Origin of the sequence: Ensifer sp. B1-9 (assembly GCF_050474445.1) — a bacterium.
Lineage (GTDB): Bacteria > Pseudomonadota > Alphaproteobacteria > Rhizobiales > Rhizobiaceae > Ensifer.
The window spans coordinates 226,785-247,727 of the sequence record NZ_JBCHVG010000004.1 but is presented as its reverse complement, the minus strand read 5'-3'; the positions used below and the strand labels follow the sequence as shown (position 1 = coordinate 247,727).

Below are 20,943 nucleotides of genomic sequence, written 5' to 3'. Positions count from 1 at the left end.
ACCGGAGATCACCGCCATGAGCGACACATACGATTACATCATCATCGGCGCAGGGTCGGCCGGCTGCGTGCTCGCCAACCGCCTGTCGGAGGATCCGTCGGCCAGGGTACTCGTGCTTGAATTCGGCGGCAGCGACAAGTCGATCTTCATCCAGATGCCGACGGCCCTATCCATTCCGATGAACGGAACGAAGTACAACTGGAAATACATGACCCTGCCCGAACCCGGCCTCGACGGCCGCCGGGTGCATTGTCCGCGCGGCAAGGTGATCGGCGGCTCGTCCTCGATCAACGGGCTCGTCTACATGCGTGGCCATGCTCGGGACTTCGACGAGTGGGAGGAACTGGGCGCGCGCGGCTGGCGCTACGCCAATTGCCTGCCCTATTTCCAGCGGGCCGAAAGCTGGCAGGACGGCGGCGACAGCTATCGCGGCGCCTCCGGGCCGCTTGCGACCAATGCCGGCAACAAGATGAAAAACCCGCTCTACCGTGCCTTCGTCGATGCCGGCCGCGAGGCGGGCTACATCGCCACCGACGATCCGAATGGACATATGCAGGAAGGCTTCGGACCGATGCACATGACCGTGAAGAATGGCGTGCGCTGGTCGACGGCCAATGCTTATCTGAAGCCCGCGATGGACCGGCCGAACCTCACCGTGGTCACGCATGCCATGACACGAAGGGTGCTGCTCGAAGGCAAGCGCGCCGTTGGCGTCGAATACGAACTTGGCGGCGAACGCGTTGTTGTGCGGGCGAACCGCGAAGTGCTCATTTCCTCCGGCCCGATCGGATCGCCCCACCTGTTGCAGCGCTCCGGCATTGGCCCCGCGTCGGTTCTGCAACAGGCAGGCGTCGCGGTGTTGCACGATCTGCCGGGTGTCGGGGAGAACCTGCAGGATCATTCCGAAGTCTATATTCAATATGCCTGCAAGGAGCCGATCACGCTCAATGGCAAGATGAACCTCTTGAGCCGCGCCTTGATCGGGGCGGAATGGCTGTTGTTCAAGAAGGGGCTTTCGGTCTCGAACCACTTCGAGAGCGGCGGCTTCATTCGTTCCGACGCCTCGCTTCAGTGGCCTGATGTTCAGTTCCACTTCCTGCCGGCGGCGATGCGCTACGACGGCAAGAAGCCGCTCGACGGCCATGGCTTCATGGTGCTGACCGGGCCGAACAAGCCCAAGAGCCGGGGCTATGTCCGCCTGCGTTCGCCAGAAGCCCATGAGCAGCCGGACATCCTTTTCAACTATCTCGACCGCGAAGAGGACCGCGAAGGGTTCCGCCGCTGCCTGCGGCTGACGCGCGAGATCATCGCCCAGCCGGCCTTCGACCGTTTCCGGGGCGAGGAGATCGCCCCAGGGGCGAATGTTCGCACGAATGACGAGATCGACGCCTGGGTGCGTGAGACCATGGAGAGCACCTATCACCCCTGCGGTTCCTGCCGGATGGGCGAGGATGGGATGGCGGTCGTCGATAGCGATCTTAAGGTGCGTGGCATCGAAGGTTTGCGGGTCATCGACAGTTCCGTCTTTCCGTCCGAGCCGAACGCCAATCTCAACGCGCCGACGATCATGCTGGCGGAGCGGGCCTCCGACATGGTGCGCGGAAAGCCGCTGCTCGCGGCCTCCAATGCCGAAGTCGGTGTGGCGCCGGGTGTCGGCGTAACGCAGCGCAGTGGCAAGCCGCTGCGCGCCATCCGACAATGACGTTAGAGAAGGCGGTGCGGCATGTTGCGGGGTATCGGTTACGTGGTGGCTCGGCGAGCTCGGGGCGATCCGGAGGAGCCGAACGGATGGGCTTTGGCGGTCGAGAGGCTCCTCAACCGCCTGATCTTTCGATGTGGCCTTCCTTTCGGGCGATCGCCTCGGCCAGCCGAAGAAGAGCTCTCATCCGATCCGCCGGAACGCCGGCACAGCCGGGAATGAGCCCGTTCGACCTCGGGGACAACGCGCTCACCCGGTCGGGCGCGATCGCGCTCGCAGTTTTCCCGGCGGTCATGGTGCTGGGGGGAGCGCCGATCTGGGCCATTCTCGCGGTGCGGCGGGGCGTGGCCGACGCGCGGGGTACATCCACGCGGTCGGCAGGACGCCGAATGGTCGTAAACGTGTCGCGTCCCCTCGACCTCGCTCCCTCGCATGTCCCGCCACGCTTCAGTTGCTCGGTTTACCCGCACGGCAATGGTGTTGGATGAAGTCCGACAGGAAGGTTGAAGCGTGAACACACCTCCGATGCACAGCGATCGCCTGAGGCACTTCCGAGAATGTCCCCTCAACCACGCGGAAACCTGGAGTCTCTTCGCAGAAACGTGACAGGGACTCCGTCAAGCCCGCGGCCGCATCGCACCGGGAGGATACAAGCATGTCCAGGGCGGCGGCGGGATTTTCGGTATGGAGGACAATTGCGTTTCTAACCTGTCGCTCAAGCTGTTTTGTATACGCAGCGGTTCTGGCGGCGGCAATGCGCACCCCTTCGACGTCAACATGCTCCGCGCTGCCAAGCGGGCTACTGTCTGACACCAGAAAGCTGGCGGTTACCGTGGTATAGGGAGGCGAGAAGGAGAACCTGTCGGCACGTGATGGATCGGAAGCAATGAACGCAACGTCCCACTCGTTGCCTTCGGCAGCCGCAAGAATGTCAGCGGCCGATCCGTATTGAACCAGTGACAAACCGCAGCCGAGTTCTGCCGCAAGTTCGATCGCGATCTGCGCGCTCGGCCCTGTCAGAGAGCCTGTCACCGGATCGAGTTGGACAAGCGCGGCATTCGACATGTTGACCGCCGCTCTGATCACTCCCGTCGGTGCGATTTCGGTGAGGAGTTCGTCACGTTGCGGCATCGCGATGCGCTCCTTGCGATGCAAATCGTGCCGCGAGTGCTTCCGAACCCCTTGCCAGAACAGCGACATCGACACCAACGGCAGTAAATAGCGTTCCCAGCGAGATGCATCGTGCCGCGAACTTCTCATCCGGGGTAAGAATGCCCGCAGGCTTGCCCAACGCTTTCAGGCGTTCAATCGCGTCGACAATGGCATCGACCACCTCCGGGTGGCTCGGTTGGCCCCTGTGTCCGAAACTCGCTGCCAGGTCTGCCGGACCTACGAATACGCCGTCCACTCCCTCTACCGACGCAATCTGCTCGAGGTTGGCAAGCGCTTCCCGCGTCTCAACTTGCAGCAACAGGCAAATTTCCCGTTCCGCATTTTGCGCATAGTTCGCAACTCGGCCGAAACGCGTGGCGCGCGTCAGGGCAGAAACGCCACGAATTCCCTCCGGAGGATATCGCACCGCCGCGACTGCGGCTTTCGCCTCTTCCGCGTTCTGAACGTAGGGAATGAGCAGCGTCTGAACGCCAATATCCAGGAACCGCTTGATGAGAACGGGGTCGTTGATGGCCGGGCGGACGACCGGGGAAACGTCATATGGTGCGACCGCCTGCAATTGTGGCAGGACGGTCAGAACGTCACCGGGAGAATGCTCCGTATCGAACAGGAGCCAGTCGAAACCTGAAGGTGCAACGATTTCCGCGGCGTAGTTTCCCGGCAAGCCACACCACAGGCCGATCTGACTTTGACCAGAAAGAAGCTTCTGCTTGAACCGATTGACAGGATGTTCCATCTGGCACCTCACACGAACGACACGCCGATGGAGCCAACAGGGCCATAGTCGGCCTGAATGACATCACCCTTTGCGATATCGACAGGACGCGTGAAGGAGCCGGCCAGGACTATTTGTCCCTTCTTCAGGCCTCCGCCCACAGCATGAAGTTTGTTGACCAGCCACGCGATGCCGGCTGCCGGGTGTCCCATGATCGCCGCAGACACGCCCGACTCCTCGATGATGCCGTTCTTGGAAAGAGTCGCTCCGACCCAACGGATATCGATGTCCATCGGGCGAATGATACGGCCGCCAACGACGAGGGCGCCGAAAGCTGCGTTGTCCGCAATGGTGTCAGTGATCGCGCGAGGGACTTCGGTCCGGTAGTCGATAATCTCAAGCGCCGGGACAACGAACTCGGTCGCACGCATGACGTCATAGATTCTGGTGCCGGGCCCTGCGAGATCCTCACCCATAACAAAGGCCAGCTCGACCTCGAGGCGCGGCTTGATAAACAAGTCAGCCCTGATCTGCGCTCCGTCATTGTAAAGCGCATCGTCAAGAATGCAGCCGTAGTCCGGCTCCGTCATCTTCGAAGCCATCTGCATCGCGCGTGACGTAAGGCCAATCTTATGCCCGACGATCCGTGCGCCCTTGGCTACCCTCGCTTCCGCCCACAAAGCCTGAATTCGGTAGGCGTCCTCGAGTTCGAGGTTCGGGTAGGTCTTGCTTGGCTGTACGATCGGCTTGCGCTCGATTTCAGCTTTGAGCAGCGCGTCTGCCGCGGCCCGGCGTTCTTCTTCAGTGATCATATCGTTTGCTCCGCTGGTCGTGATTTATTTGATTGGGGGACGCGGCAAAACGGCTTCGCCGGGCTCCATGACATAGGTGTAGTCGAGCGAGAACCACGGACCGGGAATATCCGCTTCGGTCGGATGGGGCTCCTCATGACGAATGAAGTCGCCGGTCAGCGCTGCCGTGACACCGAACTGAACATCGGAATCGATGTTCGGGTCGCTGGGGTCGAAGACCTGGGAAATCAGCGTCTTGTATCCGTGCTTGAAGATCAGTGCGTGCAGGTGCGCTGGTCGGTAAGGATGGCGTCCCTGAGCTTTGAGCAGGCGTCCGACCACGCCGTCGACCGGTATCGGATACCCGACCATCTTGACGGTCCTGAACCAGAACCGACCTTCCTCGTCGGTCATGAATTTGCCGCGCAAGTTCATTTCGGCCTGGTCCGGGTCCTGGTTTTCATAAAGCCCGACGGGAGACGCATGCCATACATCCACTTCGGCGCCGGCAATTGGCTTACCGTCGCGGTCAACGACCCTGGCATGCACGAACAAGGGAGTGCCCGGCGTCTCGGATCGGATGATCGATCCGCCATTTTCGACTCGCGGAGAGTTGAGGCGCCAGAACGGACCCAACAGCGACTGGGAGGTCTCAGTCTGTCCTCTGTCGCCATTGTTCAGCAGGCAGACAAGCGAAGACACGCCAAGAGAACCGGCCATCAGCACAAACTCGTTGTGGTGATCAGTATGCAGCTTCCCGATCTCATTCAGCGTGGCTGTCGCCTCCCGAAACTCGACCTCCGTTAGTCGAACCTCGCGCACGAACGCATGAAGATGCTTGACCATCGCCACGAGGATTTCTCGCAGGCGGGGGTTTTCAGTGCGATTCATCACAGCGAGGACGGCTGGCGTCAGATCGCTTTCAGTTTTGATCACCATGTGGGCTACCTCCCGATTTCCCCGACTATCAAAATAATCGATTATTTGTCAAGGCGGCCGGACATTCTTGCGACGATGATAAGCCGAGAGAGGCAGGGTGTCTGCGCGTGTATCGTTGATTTCATTGCATATTAATCGCAAAAGGGAAGCTGAGACTTGACGTTTTGCAGAATTCAGCGCACTAAAGTTGACATGAATAATCGTTTATTGTATCGATCATCGACAATTGGTTAAGGGGCCTTGGGAGGAACAATGGTACCGAATGACGACGGCGCTTTTGCTCCGACGACAGAAGATGCTTCATCGTCTTCTGGCTTTCTCGACGACGGCAAAAACACAATTGGAAGCCAGCTTGCATCCCGTCTTCGTGAGGCGATCATCTCCGGCGAGCTTCAGGCCGGCAGCAAGATCAACCTCGACAAGGCGCGCAAAACGTTCAACGTGAGCCTCAGTCCGCTGCGTGAAGGGTTGGCGCGGCTGATATCGGACGGCCTGGTGGAGTTCGAGGACAATCGCGGCTACCGCGTTTCGCCAATTTCCTTGGCCAACCTGGAAGAGGTCACCACCCTGCGCGAAGAGTTTGAAGTCTTTGCGCTTCGCGAGTCCATGCGGCTCGGCGACGTGGAGTGGGAGGGCAACGTCATGCGCGCGCTGCATCGCCTAAACCGCACCGAGCGTGACGCGGCTCGGCCAGAGACGCTGGAGCGCTGGGAAGAGCTCCACCGCGAATTTCATCTGACACTTATATCTGGCTGCGGGAAGCCGATCCTGCTCCATTTCTGCAGATTGCTTCTTAATCTCAACGATCGTTATCGTCGGGTGTTTCTGACCCGCACGTCGGGTGACCGCAACGTCAGCCAGGAGCACAGTGAGATTGCTCAGGGCGCCGTCGCGCGGGATCTGGACTATTCGTGCGACATGTTGCGTCAGCATATCCACCGCACGGGAACCAATCTGCGCAATCACCTCGCGACAAAGGGGATCTTGTGATGACCGTCGCGACGCCAGGGCCGAGCCTTGAACTGGGCGTGGCGCATTTTTCAGCCATCGCGCTGCCGCCTAGGGAATTCGCCGTGATGGCTGCTCGGGCGGGTTTTGCGTCGATAGGTCTGCGCCTGCACCCTGCCTTTCCCGGAGCCCCTTTCTATGAGTTGCCGGTGGGCAGTCACAGTGCCCAGGAGTTCAAGACGGTTGCCGATAGCGAAGGCATCAAGGTGTTCGATATCGAGTTCTTCGTGATCGACGAGAACTTCGTTGCGGCCTCCCACGAGGCGACCGTGGCAGCCGCTGCGAACATAGGGGCGCGCCGCCTGAGTGTTTGCGGCGATGATCGAGACGGCGGCCGTCTTGCCACGAACTTTTTTGAGTTTTGCGTCCTCGCGGCGCGATATGGCATCTCAGTCGACATCGAAAACATGGGCTGGCGGACGGTAAGAACCTTTCGCGACAGCGTAGCGATCGTGAATTCCTGTGGAGCCGAGAACGCCGGTGTCCTTGTTGACGGGATTCACTTCTTCCGAAACGGCGCCTCGCTCGACGAGCTTCGCGCAAATGTTGGGAAGGTGAAGCACGTCCAGCTTTGCGATGTCCGCGGGCCTGCGCCCAAAACATCGGAGGCAATGATCGCCGAGGCGAGAAGCGGCAGGCTCGCTCCTGGAGAAGGCGAATTGCCATTGAAGGACCTCTGGGCGGCAACTGAATACGGCGCCGCTATCTCGGTGGAAGTGCCACTCGTCGGGCCGGTGGATGCGGAGGCACATCTAAAACATCTGCATGAGAGCGCACTTCGGATTTTGAAACCGGACCAATGATCCGGCGCCGACGCGGCGTAGGCCGGTCGGAGGGAGGAAGTCTTACATGACCTATACGTTTGATTTCGGTGCGGTCCTCGACCGCGCCCCGGAATTGCTATGGGGTGCGCTTGGAACGCTTGGCCTTGCGTTGGCTGGGATGCTCCTCGCACTCGTCATCGGAATCCTGGGCGTTGTTGCAAGGACTTCCAAGAGCGAGATCGCGCGCATGCCCGTCATCGTCTTCGTCGAAGTCGTGCGCAATACGCCATTTCTGGTGCAGATCTTCTTCATTTATTTTGCCCTTCCGCTCATGGGCATACGCCTCAATCCGACCGCCACGGCGATCCTTGCCCTCGGCATCAATGGTGGGGCGTACGCAATCGAAATCATCCGAGGCGGGGTCGAAAGCGTATCGCGCGGCCAGATCGAAGCAGGTTTCGCGCTTGGTCTGCATAAGGCGGACGTCTTCCGGCTCATCGTGCTCAAGCCGGCGCTGCGGGCGATTTATCCCTCGCTTACAAGCCAGTTCATCATGCTGACACTGACAACGTCTGTCTGCACGTCAATCGCTGCCTACGAACTGACCTCGGCCGCGCAGCGCATTGAGTCTGACACCTTCCGCAGCTTCGAAGTCTATTTCACGGTGACCGCTATCTACCTGGTCATCTCGACGCTGATGATGGGCCTCTTTGCCCTCATTTCCCGTCACTACTTCAACTACCCGACGCGATAGGAGGCAGCCATGGGTCCCATCGGCGTAAATGAATTCTTCTTTTTGATGCAGGGTTTGAAGTGGACCGTGCTGCTCGCGATCGTGGGTTTCATCGGTGGGGGGATATTCGGAATCCTGATCGCGCTGCTGCGCACCTCAAAGAGGAAAGTCGCCCGGACGATCACCGCAGGCTATATCGGCGTCTTCCAGGGCACGCCCCTTCTGATGCAGCTATTCGTTGTCTATTACGGCGTTGCGCTGTTGGGCATCGAGGTCAACGCGTGGATCGCGGTCGCAATCGCCTTCACGCTCCATGCCAGTGCTTTCCTGGGCGAGATCTGGCGCGGCTCCATCGAGGCTGTGCCGAAGGGCCAGACGGAAGCCGCCAACGCCCTCGGTCTGCATTATGTCTCCCGGATGAAAGACGTCATCCTGCCGCAGGCCCTGAAAATCTCGATGCCGGCCACGATCGGCTTCCTTGTTCAGCTCATCAAGGGCACGTCGCTGGCAGCAATCGTCGGCTTCATTGAACTGACTCGCGCCGGCCAGATCATTTCAAACCAGACCTATCGTCCGCTGCTCGTCTTCGGGATCGTCGGCGCAATCTACTTCATCATTTGCTGGCCGCTCTCCCATGCCGGAAGTGGTCTCGAAAAACGGATGGCGAAAGCTGCCCGCTAACCGCTTCGCTCGAAGCAAAAACTCTGGAGGAGGAGAATAAGCATGCATAACAATCGTAGGAATTTTCTCGGACTTGCACTGGCCACCGTTGCCTTCGCAACCGTTGGCGCGGCCACCGCCTCTGCGGCAAGTGTGGAGGAAATCAAGGCCAAGGGCACGCTTGTGGTCGGCATCCAGGGCGACAATGCGCCATGGGGGTTCGTCAATACAAGCGGCGTGCAGGATGGCTTCGACGCTGACGTCGCCAACCTTTTTGCCAAGGAATTGGGCGTGAAGGTTCAATTCCAGCCGCTCGCCGTTGCCAACCGAATCCCGGCGCTGACGACCGGCAAGGTCGACATCCTGTTCGCAACGATGGCGATGACGGAAGAACGCGCGAAATCAATTCAATACAGCAAGCCCTACGCCGCCAACACGATTTCGCTTTATGCCGCGAAGTCCGACACGGTTACGAAGCCTGAAGACGTTGCGGGATGGGAGATCGGCGTTCCGAAGTCCAGTTCGCAAGATAAGGCAGTAACGGACGCCGTCGGATCCACCGCAACGGTTCGCCGCTTTGATGACGACGCCGCAACCATCCAGGCACTGATCTCCGGACAGGTAAAGGCGGTTGGCGGCAACCAGTTCTATGGTCAGCGTCTGGATGCGGCGAGTGCCGGCACCTATGAGCGCAAAATCGACTTTCTGACGACCTACAACGGCGTCGGGACCCGTCTCGGCGAGAAGGACTGGAACGAAGCCGTCAACGCCTTCATCGACAAGATCAAGTCCGATGGTGAGCTTGCCGCGATCACGAAGAAGTGGATGGCGATCGATCTGCCGCAGTTCCCGGAATCCATTCCGAACATCCCGTTCACCGTCAATTAAAGCCCAAATGGAGGGTTCCGTGCTCAATTCCGCAAACGATCAATCGACGCTGATTTCCCTTGAGGACGTGCAGAAGTGGTACGGCGCTTTCCATGCCTTGAAATCCATCAGCCTGTCGGTCCGCAAAGGCGAAAAAATTGTCCTCTGCGGGCCGTCAGGCTCCGGGAAATCAACATTAATTCGCTGCATCAATGCCCTCGAAACGATCGAGGACGGCAAGATCGTCGTCGAGGGTCAGGTACTGGATGGAAGCACCAAATCCGTCGATGCGATACGTCGCGAAGTGGGGATGGTCTTCCAGAGCTTCAATCTCTTCCCGCACATGACAGTACTTCAGAACTGTGCACTCGCCCCGATGCGTGTTCGAGGCACAAGCCGCGCTGACGCAGAGCGACTGGCTCGAAAATATCTCGAGCGTGTTCGGATCCTTGACCAGGCGGAAAAGTATCCTGCACAGCTATCCGGCGGGCAACAACAGCGCGTTGCCATCGCTCGCGCGCTCTGCATGGAGCCGAAGGTCATGCTCTTCGACGAACCGACCTCTGCCCTCGATCCAGAAATGGTGAAGGAAGTGCTCGACACCATGATCGGGCTCGCCCGTGACGGCATGACGATGATCTGTGTCACGCACGAAATGGGGTTTGCCCGCCAGGTCGCTGATCGCGTCATCTTCATGGCCTCAGGAGAAATCGTCGAAGAGGCCGAACCGGAGGTCTTCTTCAAGTCTCCCAAGCACCAACGCACGAAAACCTTCCTCGGCGAAATCCTGGCCCACCACTGACGTTCGAAAGCGATACCAATGCGCGACAAGAAATTTCTCGTGGGACTGATCGGTGCCGACATCCAGATGTCGAAGTCTCCGGCGCTCCACGAAACGGAGGCTCGACATCAGGGCCTCGATTACCGCTACGAGCTTCTCGACCTGGCCGAGCGAGGCCTTCCCGCCTCGGCGCTGCCGGACCTCCTCGACGAGGAAGAGCGGCGCGGTTTCGCCGGGAGCAACATTACACATCCGTGCAAGCAGACGGTGATCGCCCACCTCAGTCGTCTTTCCGAGGATGCGGAGATGCTCGGTGCGGTCAACACCGTGGTTTTTCGCAACGGCGAGAGGATCGGCCATAACACTGATTGGTACGGTTTCTACGAGAATTTCCAGCGCGGCCTTCCGGACGTCGCAAAGTCGCATGCCGTCCTGCTTGGCGCCGGCGGCGCCGGTGTCGCCGTGGCACATGCCGCAATCAAGCTCGGTATTGAGAGATTATCGATCTTTGACCAGGATTCGAAACGGGCAGAAACCTTGGCCGGGCAGTTGAACGATCGGTTCTCAAGGGATTGCGCTCGTGCCACGACGGATGTCGGCGGCGCCCTGCGCTCCGCCGACGGACTTATCCACGCGACGCCGACGGGTATGAAAAGCCATCCTGGTTTGCCGATCGACCCGGAATGGCTTCTGCCACGGCATTGGGTCGCCGACATCGTCTATATGCCGCTCGTCACAGAGCTTCTTGCCCTCGCGGAAAGAACAGGCTGCCGGACCCTTCGTGGCGGCGGCATGACCGTCTACCAGGCCGCAGCGGCTTTTGAATTATTCACCGGGATAGCACCCGACGCAGAGCGCATGTCCCGTCACTTCATGGACTTGTGCCACCTGTCGGCTTGATGGAGAGATCCCACATGCCGCATATCATCATCGATTATAGCCGGGGCGCAGGCGAGCATGTAGCCATGGACCGGCTGACGATGACCGTGCATCGCTGCGTTCGCGATGGCGGCCTTGTGAAACCTTCCGCCGTGCGCACGCTGGCGCGGGAGGCGACATACTCGTGCGTGGGCGACGAGGATGTCGATAATCATTTCATCCAAATCATCGTACGGATGGCACCGGGTCGTACTGCAGAGACCAAGCAGAAGCTTCTCACTGCCATTCTCGACGCCGCGCGCGCGATCGCCGCGCCTGCTCTCGAAGCGGGAAGGCTCGGCTTGCGCGCGGATCTCTACGAGTCGGACCCTGATTTTGCTGTTCAAGCAACCGGGTTCGCCTGACCAGAACGACCTCTTCAAGAAGGACACAATGCTATGAGCCTGATCTACGTTCTCAATGGACCAAACCTCAACCTGCTTGGCAAACGTCAGCCGCATATCTACGGGCATGAGACGCTTGCAGACGTAGAAGCGGACTGCCGCAAACTGGCAGCCGAACTCGGCCATGAGCTCCGCTTTCATCAGAGCAACCGGGAATACGAGATCATCGATTGGATTCATGAGGCGCGCGAGGACGGTGCGGGCATCGTCATCAATCCGGCCGCCTTCACCCACACCTCACTCGCCATCCTCGACGCTCTGAACACATTTGAAGGGCCTGTGATCGAGGTCCACATCTCCAATGTGCACAAGCGCGAAAGCTTCCGACACCACTCGTTCGTTTCGCACCGCGCGGACGGCGTGATCTGCGGCCTTGGAACAGAAGGATACCAGCTTGGCATCCGGCGCGTGGCGACAATGATCAAGGCGGCGAGCAAGGGCTGAGGTGACCATGACCCAGCGGGTTAAGCTCGCCGTAGTTGGGGCAGGCCTCATCGGTAAGCGCCATATTCAGCATGTCCTGGCCGAACCCTCGGCGCAACTCAGCGCCGTGGTCGATCCCACGCCGGTTGGCGAGGCCATTGCCAAGGAAGCCTGCGTGAAGTGGTTTCCAAGCTTCGCGGACATGATTGCCGCAGACCGGCCTGATGGGGTCATCGTGGCTACACCCAATCAGGCTCACGTCCAGAACGGGTTGGAAGCCGTTGAAGCCGGCGTTCCCGCACTCATCGAGAAGCCTATCGCCGACGACATTGTATCCGGGGGAAAGCTCATCGCAGCGGCCGAGGCAAAAGGTGTTCCTCTTTTGACCGGCCATCACCGCCGACACAATCCGATGATGCAGAAGGCAAAGGAAGTCATCGAAAGCGGGAAGCTCGGCCGCGTTCTTGTTGTCAATGCGATGTTCTGGCTGTTCAAGCCCGACGATTACTTCGACATCTCGTGGCGTCGTGAGCGCGGCGCCGGGCCGGTTTTCCTCAATCTCATCCACGATGTCGATAATCTGCGCTACCTTCTCGGCGATGTGGCCGCGGTTCAGGCACGCGAGTCCAACGCGGTGCGCGGCAATGCAGTTGAGGAAACGGCTGTTATCCTGATCGAGTTCAAGAATGGAGTTTTGGGAACTGCTTCAGTCTCGGACGCGGTGGTCGCACCCTGGAGCTGGGAGATGACAACCGCAGAGAATCCGGCCTACCCGAAAACCGAGCAATCCTGTTACATGATCGGAGGAACGCACGGGTCGCTGGCTGTTCCGTCGCTCGAGGTGTGGCGCAATCCTGGTACCCGGAGTTGGTGGGAACCATTTGAACAAACGCGTATCGAGGTCGACGACGAGGACCCGCTCGCTCTGCAGATCAGGCAATTCTGCAAGGTGATCCGCGGAAACCAGCCGCCGCTTGTCAGCGGGCGTGAGGGGCTCGAAACCTTGAGGGTAATCGATGCGGTAAAACGCTCGGCGGCAACGGGAGAACGTATTGAGTTGAGCTGACGCCTGAGCAATGTGTAACGCAAACCGCCTGCTCGCCCTGCCTGTTGCTTGCACGGGATGCGAAGAGCATGCCCGCTCAACAGGAATGAGCAATACGGCGGCCCCTTGATCTCATGCGCGATGCCGGCAGCGAGCCGACCGAGTAGTTGTCGCTCAAGCTTTTCACTCCTGCGCCTCAGCGCGACGTCCATGGCTAAACCGTGCTGGATGAGCGGGGCCTGACGATGGCTGCGGGCTTATCGCCCGCAACGGCTGGTCCCCAGAGCAGGTTCTCGGGCGGCATTGCCAGGGAGAGGCCGTTCGTCTTGCAACCGCGGTAGACGAGATCAATGACCTCATTTTTGGCCGGCATTCTGCTCGCCGGGCTCGCCACGCAGAACTGCAGCTCGACCTCGATCGCCGTCGCGTCGATCGCCTTGAGCGCGATGGCCGGCGGCGGAACCTTAACGATTTGCTCGGAGTCCTGCAGGATACCCAGCATGACCTGTTCAACGACGGACGGCGCGTGGGTGGCGGCAATGTGGACGGCAAACGCAATCCAGTGTGTCTCGTCAGGACGGCTGAGATTGGTGACCCCTTGCTTCGCCAGGATGCTGTTGGGTACCACCACCACATTGTGCGCGCCGGTCAGGAGATTCGTCGAGCGCCAGTTGGTTTCGACGACGCGCCCTTCCGTGCCTTCGCTGAGCCGGATCCAGTCACCGATGCCATAAGCCCGCCCGAGCGTGAGCGCGATCCCCGAAAAGACGTCGGCGAGCGTATTCTGCAGCGCCAGGCCGATGATGACGGCAACCACGCCCGAGGTGGCAACCAACGGGCCTATTGGCGCGCCGAAGACGAAGCCGATGATCGACAGCGCCACGCCGAGATAAACGACGGCGACGATCAGATCCTGCAGGAGATGTGCCTCCCGCGGCCTGTGGTTGAGACCGATATAGATGTGCACGAAGCCGATGATCGTCCACGCGAGATGGGTCCACCAGAGGATCCTCGCCGACTTGGCAACCAATAGGCCGGCGCCCTGAAGCTCGGTCTGGTCGAGCCGGTAAGGCGAAATTCCGCCCAGCCCGAGCACGACGCTCATCGTGGCGAAGAAGAGAATTTGCACGATCAGACGCCCGGTCGGACGGCTGCGCCCCTGAACGTGCCATACGAGAATGCCGGCAAGTCCTAGAATATTGATCAGGACGAGCAGCAGGAAATGATTTTCGCCCAACATGGCCGAGCTCACCAGCGGTGATTTTTAACGATTGGGAAAGGGCCAAATGCCACAGACGGCCACTGGCCCTTTCGCCTACTTCTTGATCGGGAAGGTCAGTTCCTTCTCGCTGCTATCGACGACGAAAACAGCCAGCAGCTTGGCAGGCTTGGTCTTGCTGGCATTTTCGCTGACACCATGGCGATCGCCCGGCATTTCAGAGAAGCTTTCGCCCGCCTTGTAGACTTTGACGGGACCATCATTGACCTGGCTGCGGATCGCGCCTTCCAGCACCGTCGCATAAATGAAGGCCGAATTGGGATGCGTGTGGGCCGAGGAGAAGCCGCCGGGACCGTATTCGACAAGAACGCCTTTCATGCTCTTGCCTGCGGCGTTCGGCAATTCGTGCTCGTAAACCAGCGTGACCTTGGCATCTTTCCGACCAGCATCACCAGCAGCGGCGGCAGCGGACAGGAGAGCCGTCATGGTAAAGGCAGTGAGGATTAACTTGATCATAGCGAAACTCTTTTCGTGAGGTAGTGAGGTGCGCCGCCTCACGCGACGCACCGGTGCTCGGTCATTTCCTTGCCGCGGTTTCAAACCACTGCTCGAAGGTAATGCGGCCGATGCGGGGATTGTTGTCGGAGACCAGCGAGCCGTCCTCGAGCTTCGTGCCGAAATAGAGGGCTTCGGGATCGGCGACGACCTTGCGGGTGTCTCCCATCGCCTTCAGGTAACGGGCGACGAAATCGCAAAGCCGGGCGCGCTCGGGGCCGGAAATCTCAATGACGCCGTTCACCGGCGCCGCAAGGGCCGCATCCGTCACGAAGTCCGCGACGTCATCGGAGGCGATCGGCTGCAAAAAGCCGGTCGACAAGCGAGCCGTGTCGCCGACGGTGCCCGCCTGGGCGATTCCACCGAGAAATTCCATGAACTGCGTCGAGTGGATGATCGTATAGGGAATGCCGGCGCCCCTGACGATCTTTTCCTGAGCGACCTTGGCTCGCATGTAGCCGCTCTCAGGCAGGCGGTCAGTGCCTATGATGGAGAGCGCGATGTGGTGCTTTACACCGGCGGCCTTTTCCGCCGCCGCCAGGTTGCGGCCTGACGTCTCGAAGAATTCGAGCACGGCTTTGTCCTCGAAGGACGGCGAGTTTGCGAGGTCGATGACGACGGAGGCTCCGGCGAGCGCCTCGGGGAGACCTTCACCCGTGATCGTGTCGACGCCGGTTTTGGGAGCGGCGGCAACAACCTCATGGCCTTGCCTGCGAAGGCGGTCGGCAGTCTTCGAACCGATCAGGCCGGTTCCGCCGATGATGACGATTTTCATGAGCTTCTCCATTTGCGGCCGTCTCGCGCACCGCACTGTTCATTCGTTTCTGAACGATTGGTCGAGGATCGGGCCGGCCCTGCCGGTTCTGCAGATCCACTCGGCCGAGCCGGGGCGTGGCCTTAAAGGCCGTGCGCCGGCTCGGCTCTAGTGTACCAGGCGGTCAGTAGTCCCAGAAGACCGGCACCCATCGGAAGTGATCGCCGTCGGCTGCCACATGGCCGACGGAGGGGAACGGCATATGAGTGGCGACCAGAAGTTCGCCGGTCTCGGCCAGCTCCCGCAAAAGACGAACGCGGACGCGGGCAGCTTCTTCCGGGTCGTGTTCGAAGCCATTGAACCAGTCGGGGTGATCGAAGCCGACCGCGAACACCGCGTCGCCGGCAAACATCAGCCGGTCTTTGCCCGATGCCACGCGGACCACGCTGTGCCCGGGTGTGTGGCCGCCGGTTCGGGAGACCACCACGCCTGGCGCTACCTCGTACTCATCATCGAACAATTGCAGGTGGCTCTCATACTCTTTTCTGAACTGCTTGGCAGCCGCCCGAAGCGCGTCCGGGAAGCCGGGCGGCATGGACACGTGAGAGAAATCGGGTGCCTCCCAGAATTTGACCTCTGCCGTCGCCACATGGATCCTGAGGTCCGGACGCAGCCGCTCCTTCACCCCGTCGACGAGCAGCCCGCCAACGTGGTCCATGTGCATGTGGGTCAGCACCACGTCGGTTACGGATCCAAGGTCGATGCCGGCGGCTTCCAGTCGCTTGATCAATTGCCCGGCCCGCGGCAGGTTCAATTCCGGGTCCAGCCCCAGGCCGGCGTCGATGAGGATCGTCTGCTTGCCGCTGCGCACCACGACCACGTTCAGTGCCCAGTCGAAAGCATCCGGCGGCAGGAACATGTCGTTCAGCCAGGCCGCGTGCTCGGCCGGATCGGCATTGTATCCCAGCATCTTGGTCGGCAGGGGCAGCACGCCGTCACTGATCACCAGCACCTCAATATCACCGATCTGCACCGCGTAGCGCGACGGGACCAGTTCGTCGGCGCCCGCTCTTCCGAGGTGTGAGTTGTTTTCCAAGCTCATGTTGGTCTCCTGCTGAGCAATCGAACGGGGCTTTGTTTCTGTCTGCGACATGATGTTCTCCTGTGCTGCGTGATCGAAAGTGTCGGTTACAAGCCACGGCGGATTTTATGTTGAGGCGCGTTTGGCGGTCGATCCGGCGGAAGAAGAGGAGGGGCCATACCTGAGGATAGGGTAGCCTATGCTCTCAGCGCGGCCGCTGCGGAGATTTGGCAGCGAAGTGGCTGGCATGAAGGAGCGGACGCCTTGCATTGGAGCTTGCCGGGCGATGAACCCGCCCGGCACGTTCGCGTCTGCTTGGCGATTAGGCGGCGCGCTTGTGATCTGCCGGATGCTGCAGCCGAAAGCCGATCGCCAACCGGTTCCAGGCATTGATCATGGCAATGCCGACAGACAGTGCCAGGAGTTCGTCTTCCGAAAAGAAGCTCGAGGCAACTTCATAATCCGCATCCGGTGCACGGCTCTCGGCGACGTTGGTCAGCGATTCCGCCCAGGCGAGTGCGGCGCGCTCCCGGTCGCTATAAAGCTGCGATTCGCGCCAGGCGCTCAGAAGAAGCATTCGCTCTTCCGTCTCGCCCTGTTTCAGCGCGTCCTGACGATGCATGTGCAGGCAATGGACGCAGCCGTTGATCTGCGACACGCGCACCTTGACGAGCTCCATTAGCTTTGGATCAAAGCTCTTGGCTATCCAGGCCTCGACGGCGATGAGGCCATCGATGCCGTCATTCTTCCTGGCCAATATGTTCAAACGTCTGGTCATCCTGCTCTCCGTGGATTGGTTGTGATGGGGTCGAAGCCACGCGGGTCGCCCGATCACCAACTATCCACGATATCGCGGATCATTCATCTGGCCGGAAGGCGCTCCCGGTTAGCACCTGATGGAGCTGGGCCTTGCCGATTGACCAGGTTTCACCGCCTTTCGTGCCATCTCTTTCTATACTTCGGCAGCGGATAGGCCCGGCTCACGTAGAATGGTTTGCGGCCGCAAACCCATGCACTCTCCCGCCATACGCAACCGCAGCGTTAGGAAAAGCAGATGCTCAAAACTATCAGGCCTTGGCGCTTGGTGCCGCGATCACCACGCTGACTGGCGCCGGCGCACAATCCCTGAGATCATGACCTCAAGCCGACAATCGTTCTCGTTCATGGCGCCTTTGCCGAGTCGTCGAGCTGGGATGCTGTGATCGCAGCCTGACCAAGTACGGCTATGTGGCGATCGCGGCAGCCAACCCGCTTCGCAGCGTCGCGTCGGATGCAGCATCCGTGGCCCGGTCGTTCTGGTCGGTCACTCCTATAGCGGACCGGTCATCACTGAAGCCGCAAACGGCAATCCGAACGTGAAGGCTCTGGTCTATGTCGCGGGTTTCATGCTGGATGCCGGCGAATCCAGCCTCACCCTGTCGGGCAAATTCCCGGGCAGTACGCTTAGCGCGCTCGCACCCGTGACGCTGCCGGATGGCACGCAGGATCTCTACATCCAGCCGTCCAAATATCATTTCCAGTTCGCCGCCGACGTTTCAGATGACAAGGCGGCGCTGATGGCCTCGGCGCCGCGTCCGGCCGCCCGGGCTGCGCTCGACGAACCCTCCTCATCGAAGAAGCGGCGTTCGCCCGGTGAGCTGCCGCGTTGTTGGTGCGGAGACGTTCCTCCTCAAACGAAATTGCGAGCTCGGCCGGCGTCCAGGCGAAACGCGCCACCAACAATCCGACAAGGTGCCCAAGTCACAGTGCTAACAAGCAGGCAAGTCCGATCGGTCCCACTTCATGCCATTGTTGCGAAACCCGGCGCATCAAGCGATGCGCCGGGCATTCCTCTCCGGATATTGTTCTATCTTATCGAGTAACGTTCAGTAGTCCCACCAAGCCGGCACCCAGCGGAAGAGGTCGCCGGCCGCCGCGACGCGGCCCACGGACGGGAAGGGCATGTGCGTCGAGATTAGCCAGGACCCCGTATCTGCAAGTTCGCGCATGAGACGGAGACGAACGCGCGTGGCCTCTTCCGGATCATGTTCGAAGCCGTTGTGCCATTCCGGATGATCGAATGATACCGGGAAGATCGCATCGCCGGCGAACATCAGGCGATCCTTTCCAGACTTCACCCGGACGACACTGTGTCCGGGCGTGTGGCCGCCTGTGCGGGTTACGGAAACGCCAGGAGCCACCTCGGCCTCGTCCTTGAAGGTGCGAATGTGGCTGCCGTAGATATTCATGAAGTCGAGCGACGCCTTGCGGGCCAGCGCGGCGAGCGCCGGCGGCATGGCAGTGCGGGAGAAGTCAGGCGACTTCCAGAATTCGGTTTCGGTGGCACAGAGATGTACCCGAAGATCGGGACGCATTTTCTCCTTCACACCTTCGGCAAGAAGGCCACCGACGTGGTCGAAATGCATGTGGGTCAACACGACATCCGTCACAGATCCGAGATCGACGCCGGCCGATTCCAGCCGATGCACGAGTTGCCCTGCACGCGGAAAGTCCGGATACTCCTCGCCGAGGCCGCTGTCGATTAGCATCGTCTGCTTCCCGGTGCGGATCACGACGGCGTTGAGTGCCCAGTCGAAGGCCTCCTTCGAAAGAAATTGATTGTCCAACCAAGCCCCGCGCGTGGCCGGATCGGCGTTGGTTGCCATCGATTCAGCCGGCGGCGTCAGCACACCGTCGCTGATTACCATTACGTCGATATCACCGACCCGCACTGCGTAGCGCGACGGAACCAGTTCGTCGGGTCCCGGCTTGACCTGCTGCCCCACCGGTCGAGATGTTGCTTCTACGTTCGACATGATACGCTCCAGTTGTAAATTTGAGGCGTGGCAATCACGGGCCACGCAGCGAACTCTAGGTTCGCGGATGTTGCCGGTCAGCTATGCGTAAGTTTGGGTGGCGCAATCCAAAGGATTGTTCCCGACGACGCTTCAGTCGTTGGGGCCACGGAATTGCTTCCTGCACCGTACGGAAAATCTCCGAGATACGTCCTCTACTATTCCGACGACGATAACCTGATCCCAACCGGTCAATCGGGGTCGTTCAATCGGTTCCGCCCGTCGTCAAGGCCGAGAAATCCAGTGGTTCGATGCGATCACCTAGACTTTCGCACAGTCCGCAGATGCTTTCGGCCAATAGTTTTTCGAACAGCCGGTCTCCATCCTCTTTCGCATTCCAATCATAGCGAGGGAAAAAATATGCGAGACATTTCAAACCCATCGGCTGTCGGCGTCTCACGCCGCGACGCCCTGCTCGGCAGCCTCACCGCCGGTATCGCGGTGGGCCTGCCCGGGGTTGCCGCCGCAAAGACTTCGAAGCAGCCTCTCCCCGCCACCATCAATCACGGAAAGCAAGCCATGAGCACGATCACCACCAAGGACGGCACAGAAATCTATTACAAGGACTGGGGCACCGGCCCGGTCGTCACCTTCTCGCACGGCTGGCCGCTGAACTCAGATGCCTGGGACGGCCAGATGCTCTTCCTCGTCCAGCACGGCTTCCGCGTCGTGGCGCACGATCGCCGCGGCCATGGACGCTCCAGCCAACCGACGTCGGGGAACGACATGAACGGATATGCCGACGATCTGGCCGCCGTTATCGAGGCGCTGGATCTCAGGGACGCAACGCTTGTCGGTCACTCCACCGGCGGCGGCGAGGTCGCCCGCTATATCGGCCGGCACGGTACGAAGCGCGTCGCCAAGGCCGTCCTCATCGCCGCCGTGCCGCCGGTCATGGTGAAATCGGCGAGCAATCCCGAAGGCTTGCCGATCGAAGCGTTCGACGCGATCCGCGCTGGCCTCGTCAAGGATCGCTCGCAATTCTATCGTGACCTTGCCCCGCAATTCTACGGCGCCAATCGACCCGGCTCGAACGTTTCCCAAGGCACGCTCGACCAATTCTGGCTTTGGAGCATGCAGGCTGGCCTGCTGAACGCTTATGAATGCGTCAAGGCATTCTCGGAAACCGACTTCACCGAGGATCTGAAAAAGTTCGATGTGCCGACGCTCGTCCTGCACGGGGAGGACGACCAGATCGTTCCGGTCAAGGATTCCGCCGTCAAGTCTGCCCGGCTGATCAAGGGCGCCAAGGACATCTATTATCCCGGCGCGCCGCACGGCATCACCGCCACCCATCAGGACCAGGTCAACGCCGACCTGCTCGCCTTCCTCAAGGGCTGAACCCTCCCCGGATCGCGGAGCAAACCGCCGTGCTCCGCGTCCCGTCCGGAACTGGCGCGGCCTTGCCGCGCCAGTTCCTCGATCCCGTGGCACTATCGACAGCCGCGCTGCAGTGGAACGCGGTCAGCCGGTCGACGGACTTCGACATGGATTCGACGTCGCTTCGGCTTTTGGACTGAGACAGAAACATCCACACGGATGTCGGATATTATTGAGGCTAGACAGTTTTTCACCAGGGC

The 20,943-nt window shown here is 60.3% G+C and carries 22 protein-coding genes and 1 pseudogene; 13 read left to right on the top strand and 10 right to left on the bottom strand.

From position 1 onward, the window contains the following. Positions 1-16: 16 nt before the first annotated feature. Positions 17-1,702 (top strand): choline dehydrogenase, encoded by a 1,686-nt coding sequence (betA, locus tag ACQ5BM_RS09060; RefSeq protein ID WP_429810224.1) that lies wholly within the window; start codon positions 17-19, stop codon positions 1,700-1,702. Between the two features lie 444 nt (positions 1,703-2,146). Here the strand turns inward: betA and ACQ5BM_RS09055 are convergent, their stop codons facing one another. From ACQ5BM_RS09055 to ACQ5BM_RS09040, 4 genes are read right to left on the bottom strand one after another with little or no spacing between them, the layout of a single operon-like run. Next, positions 2,147-2,830, bottom strand: a complete 684-nt coding sequence (locus ACQ5BM_RS09055; protein WP_429810222.1) for a transporter substrate-binding domain-containing protein — start codon at positions 2,828-2,830, stop codon at positions 2,147-2,149. Continuing rightward, positions 2,817-3,608 (bottom strand): 4-hydroxy-2-oxoheptanedioate aldolase, encoded by a 792-nt coding sequence (gene hpaI, locus ACQ5BM_RS09050; protein WP_429810220.1) that lies wholly within the window; start codon positions 3,606-3,608, stop codon positions 2,817-2,819. Before hpaI ends, ACQ5BM_RS09055 begins: the two co-directional genes overlap by 14 nt. Before the next feature lie 8 nt (positions 3,609-3,616). Then, the gene (gene hpaH / locus ACQ5BM_RS09045) at positions 3,617-4,399 is read right to left on the bottom strand and encodes a 2-oxo-hept-4-ene-1,7-dioate hydratase (protein WP_429810219.1); all 783 of its coding nucleotides are present in this window, start codon (positions 4,397-4,399) and stop codon (positions 3,617-3,619) included. Between the two features lie 24 nt (positions 4,400-4,423). Beyond that, positions 4,424-5,317 carry an intradiol ring-cleavage dioxygenase gene (locus ACQ5BM_RS09040; RefSeq protein ID WP_429810217.1) on the bottom strand — a complete coding sequence of 298 codons (894 nt, stop codon included), beginning with the start codon at positions 5,315-5,317 and terminating at the stop codon, positions 4,424-4,426. A 252-nt stretch (positions 5,318-5,569) separates the two neighbouring features. Here ACQ5BM_RS09040 and ACQ5BM_RS09035 point away from each other — a divergent pair, with 252 nt between their 5' ends. From ACQ5BM_RS09035 to ACQ5BM_RS08990, 10 genes are read left to right on the top strand one after another with little or no spacing between them, the layout of a single operon-like run. Next, positions 5,570-6,307 (top strand): GntR family transcriptional regulator, encoded by a 738-nt coding sequence (locus ACQ5BM_RS09035; protein ID WP_429810215.1) that lies wholly within the window; start codon positions 5,570-5,572, stop codon positions 6,305-6,307. Continuing rightward, entirely contained in the window at positions 6,307-7,128 is an 822-nt protein-coding gene (locus ACQ5BM_RS09030) for a sugar phosphate isomerase/epimerase family protein (protein ID WP_429810213.1), read from the top strand. Before ACQ5BM_RS09035 ends, ACQ5BM_RS09030 begins: the two co-directional genes overlap by 1 nt. A gap of 46 nt (positions 7,129-7,174) precedes the next feature. Continuing rightward, positions 7,175-7,843, top strand: a complete 669-nt coding sequence (locus ACQ5BM_RS09025; protein WP_429810211.1) for an amino acid ABC transporter permease — start codon at positions 7,175-7,177, stop codon at positions 7,841-7,843. 9 nt (positions 7,844-7,852) lie between these two features. Further along, the gene (locus ACQ5BM_RS09020; protein ID WP_429810209.1) at positions 7,853-8,503 is read left to right on the top strand and encodes an amino acid ABC transporter permease; all 651 of its coding nucleotides are present in this window, start codon (positions 7,853-7,855) and stop codon (positions 8,501-8,503) included. A gap of 42 nt (positions 8,504-8,545) precedes the next feature. Beyond that, on the top strand, positions 8,546-9,370 hold the full coding sequence (locus ACQ5BM_RS09015; RefSeq protein WP_429810207.1) for a transporter substrate-binding domain-containing protein: 825 nt from the start codon (positions 8,546-8,548) through the stop codon (positions 9,368-9,370). A 7-nt stretch (positions 9,371-9,377) separates the two neighbouring features. Further along, positions 9,378-10,151 carry an amino acid ABC transporter ATP-binding protein gene (locus ACQ5BM_RS09010; RefSeq protein ID WP_429810518.1) on the top strand — a complete coding sequence of 258 codons (774 nt, stop codon included), beginning with the start codon at positions 9,378-9,380 and terminating at the stop codon, positions 10,149-10,151. An 18-nt stretch (positions 10,152-10,169) separates the two neighbouring features. After that, positions 10,170-11,030, top strand: a complete 861-nt coding sequence (locus ACQ5BM_RS09005; protein WP_429810206.1) for a shikimate dehydrogenase — start codon at positions 10,170-10,172, stop codon at positions 11,028-11,030. Between the two features lie 14 nt (positions 11,031-11,044). Further along, positions 11,045-11,413, top strand: a complete 369-nt coding sequence (locus ACQ5BM_RS09000) for a 5-carboxymethyl-2-hydroxymuconate Delta-isomerase (RefSeq protein ID WP_429810205.1) — start codon at positions 11,045-11,047, stop codon at positions 11,411-11,413. Between the two features lie 33 nt (positions 11,414-11,446). Further along, positions 11,447-11,896, top strand: a complete 450-nt coding sequence (aroQ, locus tag ACQ5BM_RS08995; protein ID WP_429810203.1) for a type II 3-dehydroquinate dehydratase — start codon at positions 11,447-11,449, stop codon at positions 11,894-11,896. Between the two features lie 7 nt (positions 11,897-11,903). Further along, the gene (locus ACQ5BM_RS08990) at positions 11,904-12,941 is read left to right on the top strand and encodes a Gfo/Idh/MocA family protein (RefSeq protein ID WP_429810201.1); all 1,038 of its coding nucleotides are present in this window, start codon (positions 11,904-11,906) and stop codon (positions 12,939-12,941) included. 193 nt (positions 12,942-13,134) lie between these two features. On the opposite strand, the gene ACQ5BM_RS08985 is transcribed toward ACQ5BM_RS08990, so the two are convergent. From ACQ5BM_RS08985 to ACQ5BM_RS08965, 5 genes are all read right to left on the bottom strand, one after another. Beyond that, positions 13,135-14,160, bottom strand: a complete 1,026-nt coding sequence (locus tag ACQ5BM_RS08985) for a mechanosensitive ion channel family protein (protein ID WP_429810199.1) — start codon at positions 14,158-14,160, stop codon at positions 13,135-13,137. Positions 14,161-14,235: 75 nt separating this feature from the next. Continuing rightward, positions 14,236-14,655 carry a cupin domain-containing protein gene (locus tag ACQ5BM_RS08980; protein ID WP_429810197.1) on the bottom strand — a complete coding sequence of 140 codons (420 nt, stop codon included), beginning with the start codon at positions 14,653-14,655 and terminating at the stop codon, positions 14,236-14,238. Between the two features lie 61 nt (positions 14,656-14,716). Continuing rightward, positions 14,717-15,469, bottom strand: a complete 753-nt coding sequence (locus ACQ5BM_RS08975; protein ID WP_429810196.1) for an SDR family oxidoreductase — start codon at positions 15,467-15,469, stop codon at positions 14,717-14,719. Positions 15,470-15,632: 163 nt separating this feature from the next. Continuing rightward, entirely contained in the window at positions 15,633-16,601 is a 969-nt protein-coding gene (locus tag ACQ5BM_RS08970; RefSeq protein ID WP_429810194.1) for an MBL fold metallo-hydrolase, read from the bottom strand. Between the two features lie 250 nt (positions 16,602-16,851). After that, positions 16,852-17,307 (bottom strand): carboxymuconolactone decarboxylase family protein, encoded by a 456-nt coding sequence (locus tag ACQ5BM_RS08965; protein WP_429810192.1) that lies wholly within the window; start codon positions 17,305-17,307, stop codon positions 16,852-16,854. Positions 17,308-17,670: 363 nt separating this feature from the next. Between ACQ5BM_RS08965 and ACQ5BM_RS08960 the strand changes: the two are divergent. Continuing rightward, positions 17,671-18,136, top strand: a pseudogene (locus ACQ5BM_RS08960) (alpha/beta fold hydrolase); the annotation flags it as partial. 258 nt (positions 18,137-18,394) lie between these two features. On the opposite strand, the gene ACQ5BM_RS08955 reads toward ACQ5BM_RS08960, so the two are convergent. Next, positions 18,395-19,324, bottom strand: coding sequence for an MBL fold metallo-hydrolase (locus tag ACQ5BM_RS08955; RefSeq protein WP_429810190.1), 930 nt, complete (start codon positions 19,322-19,324; stop codon positions 18,395-18,397). 399 nt (positions 19,325-19,723) lie between these two features. Here ACQ5BM_RS08955 and ACQ5BM_RS08950 point away from each other — a divergent pair, with 399 nt between their 5' ends. Beyond that, the gene (locus ACQ5BM_RS08950) at positions 19,724-20,704 is read left to right on the top strand and encodes an alpha/beta fold hydrolase (protein WP_429810188.1); all 981 of its coding nucleotides are present in this window, start codon (positions 19,724-19,726) and stop codon (positions 20,702-20,704) included. Positions 20,705-20,943: the final 239 nt, after the last annotated feature.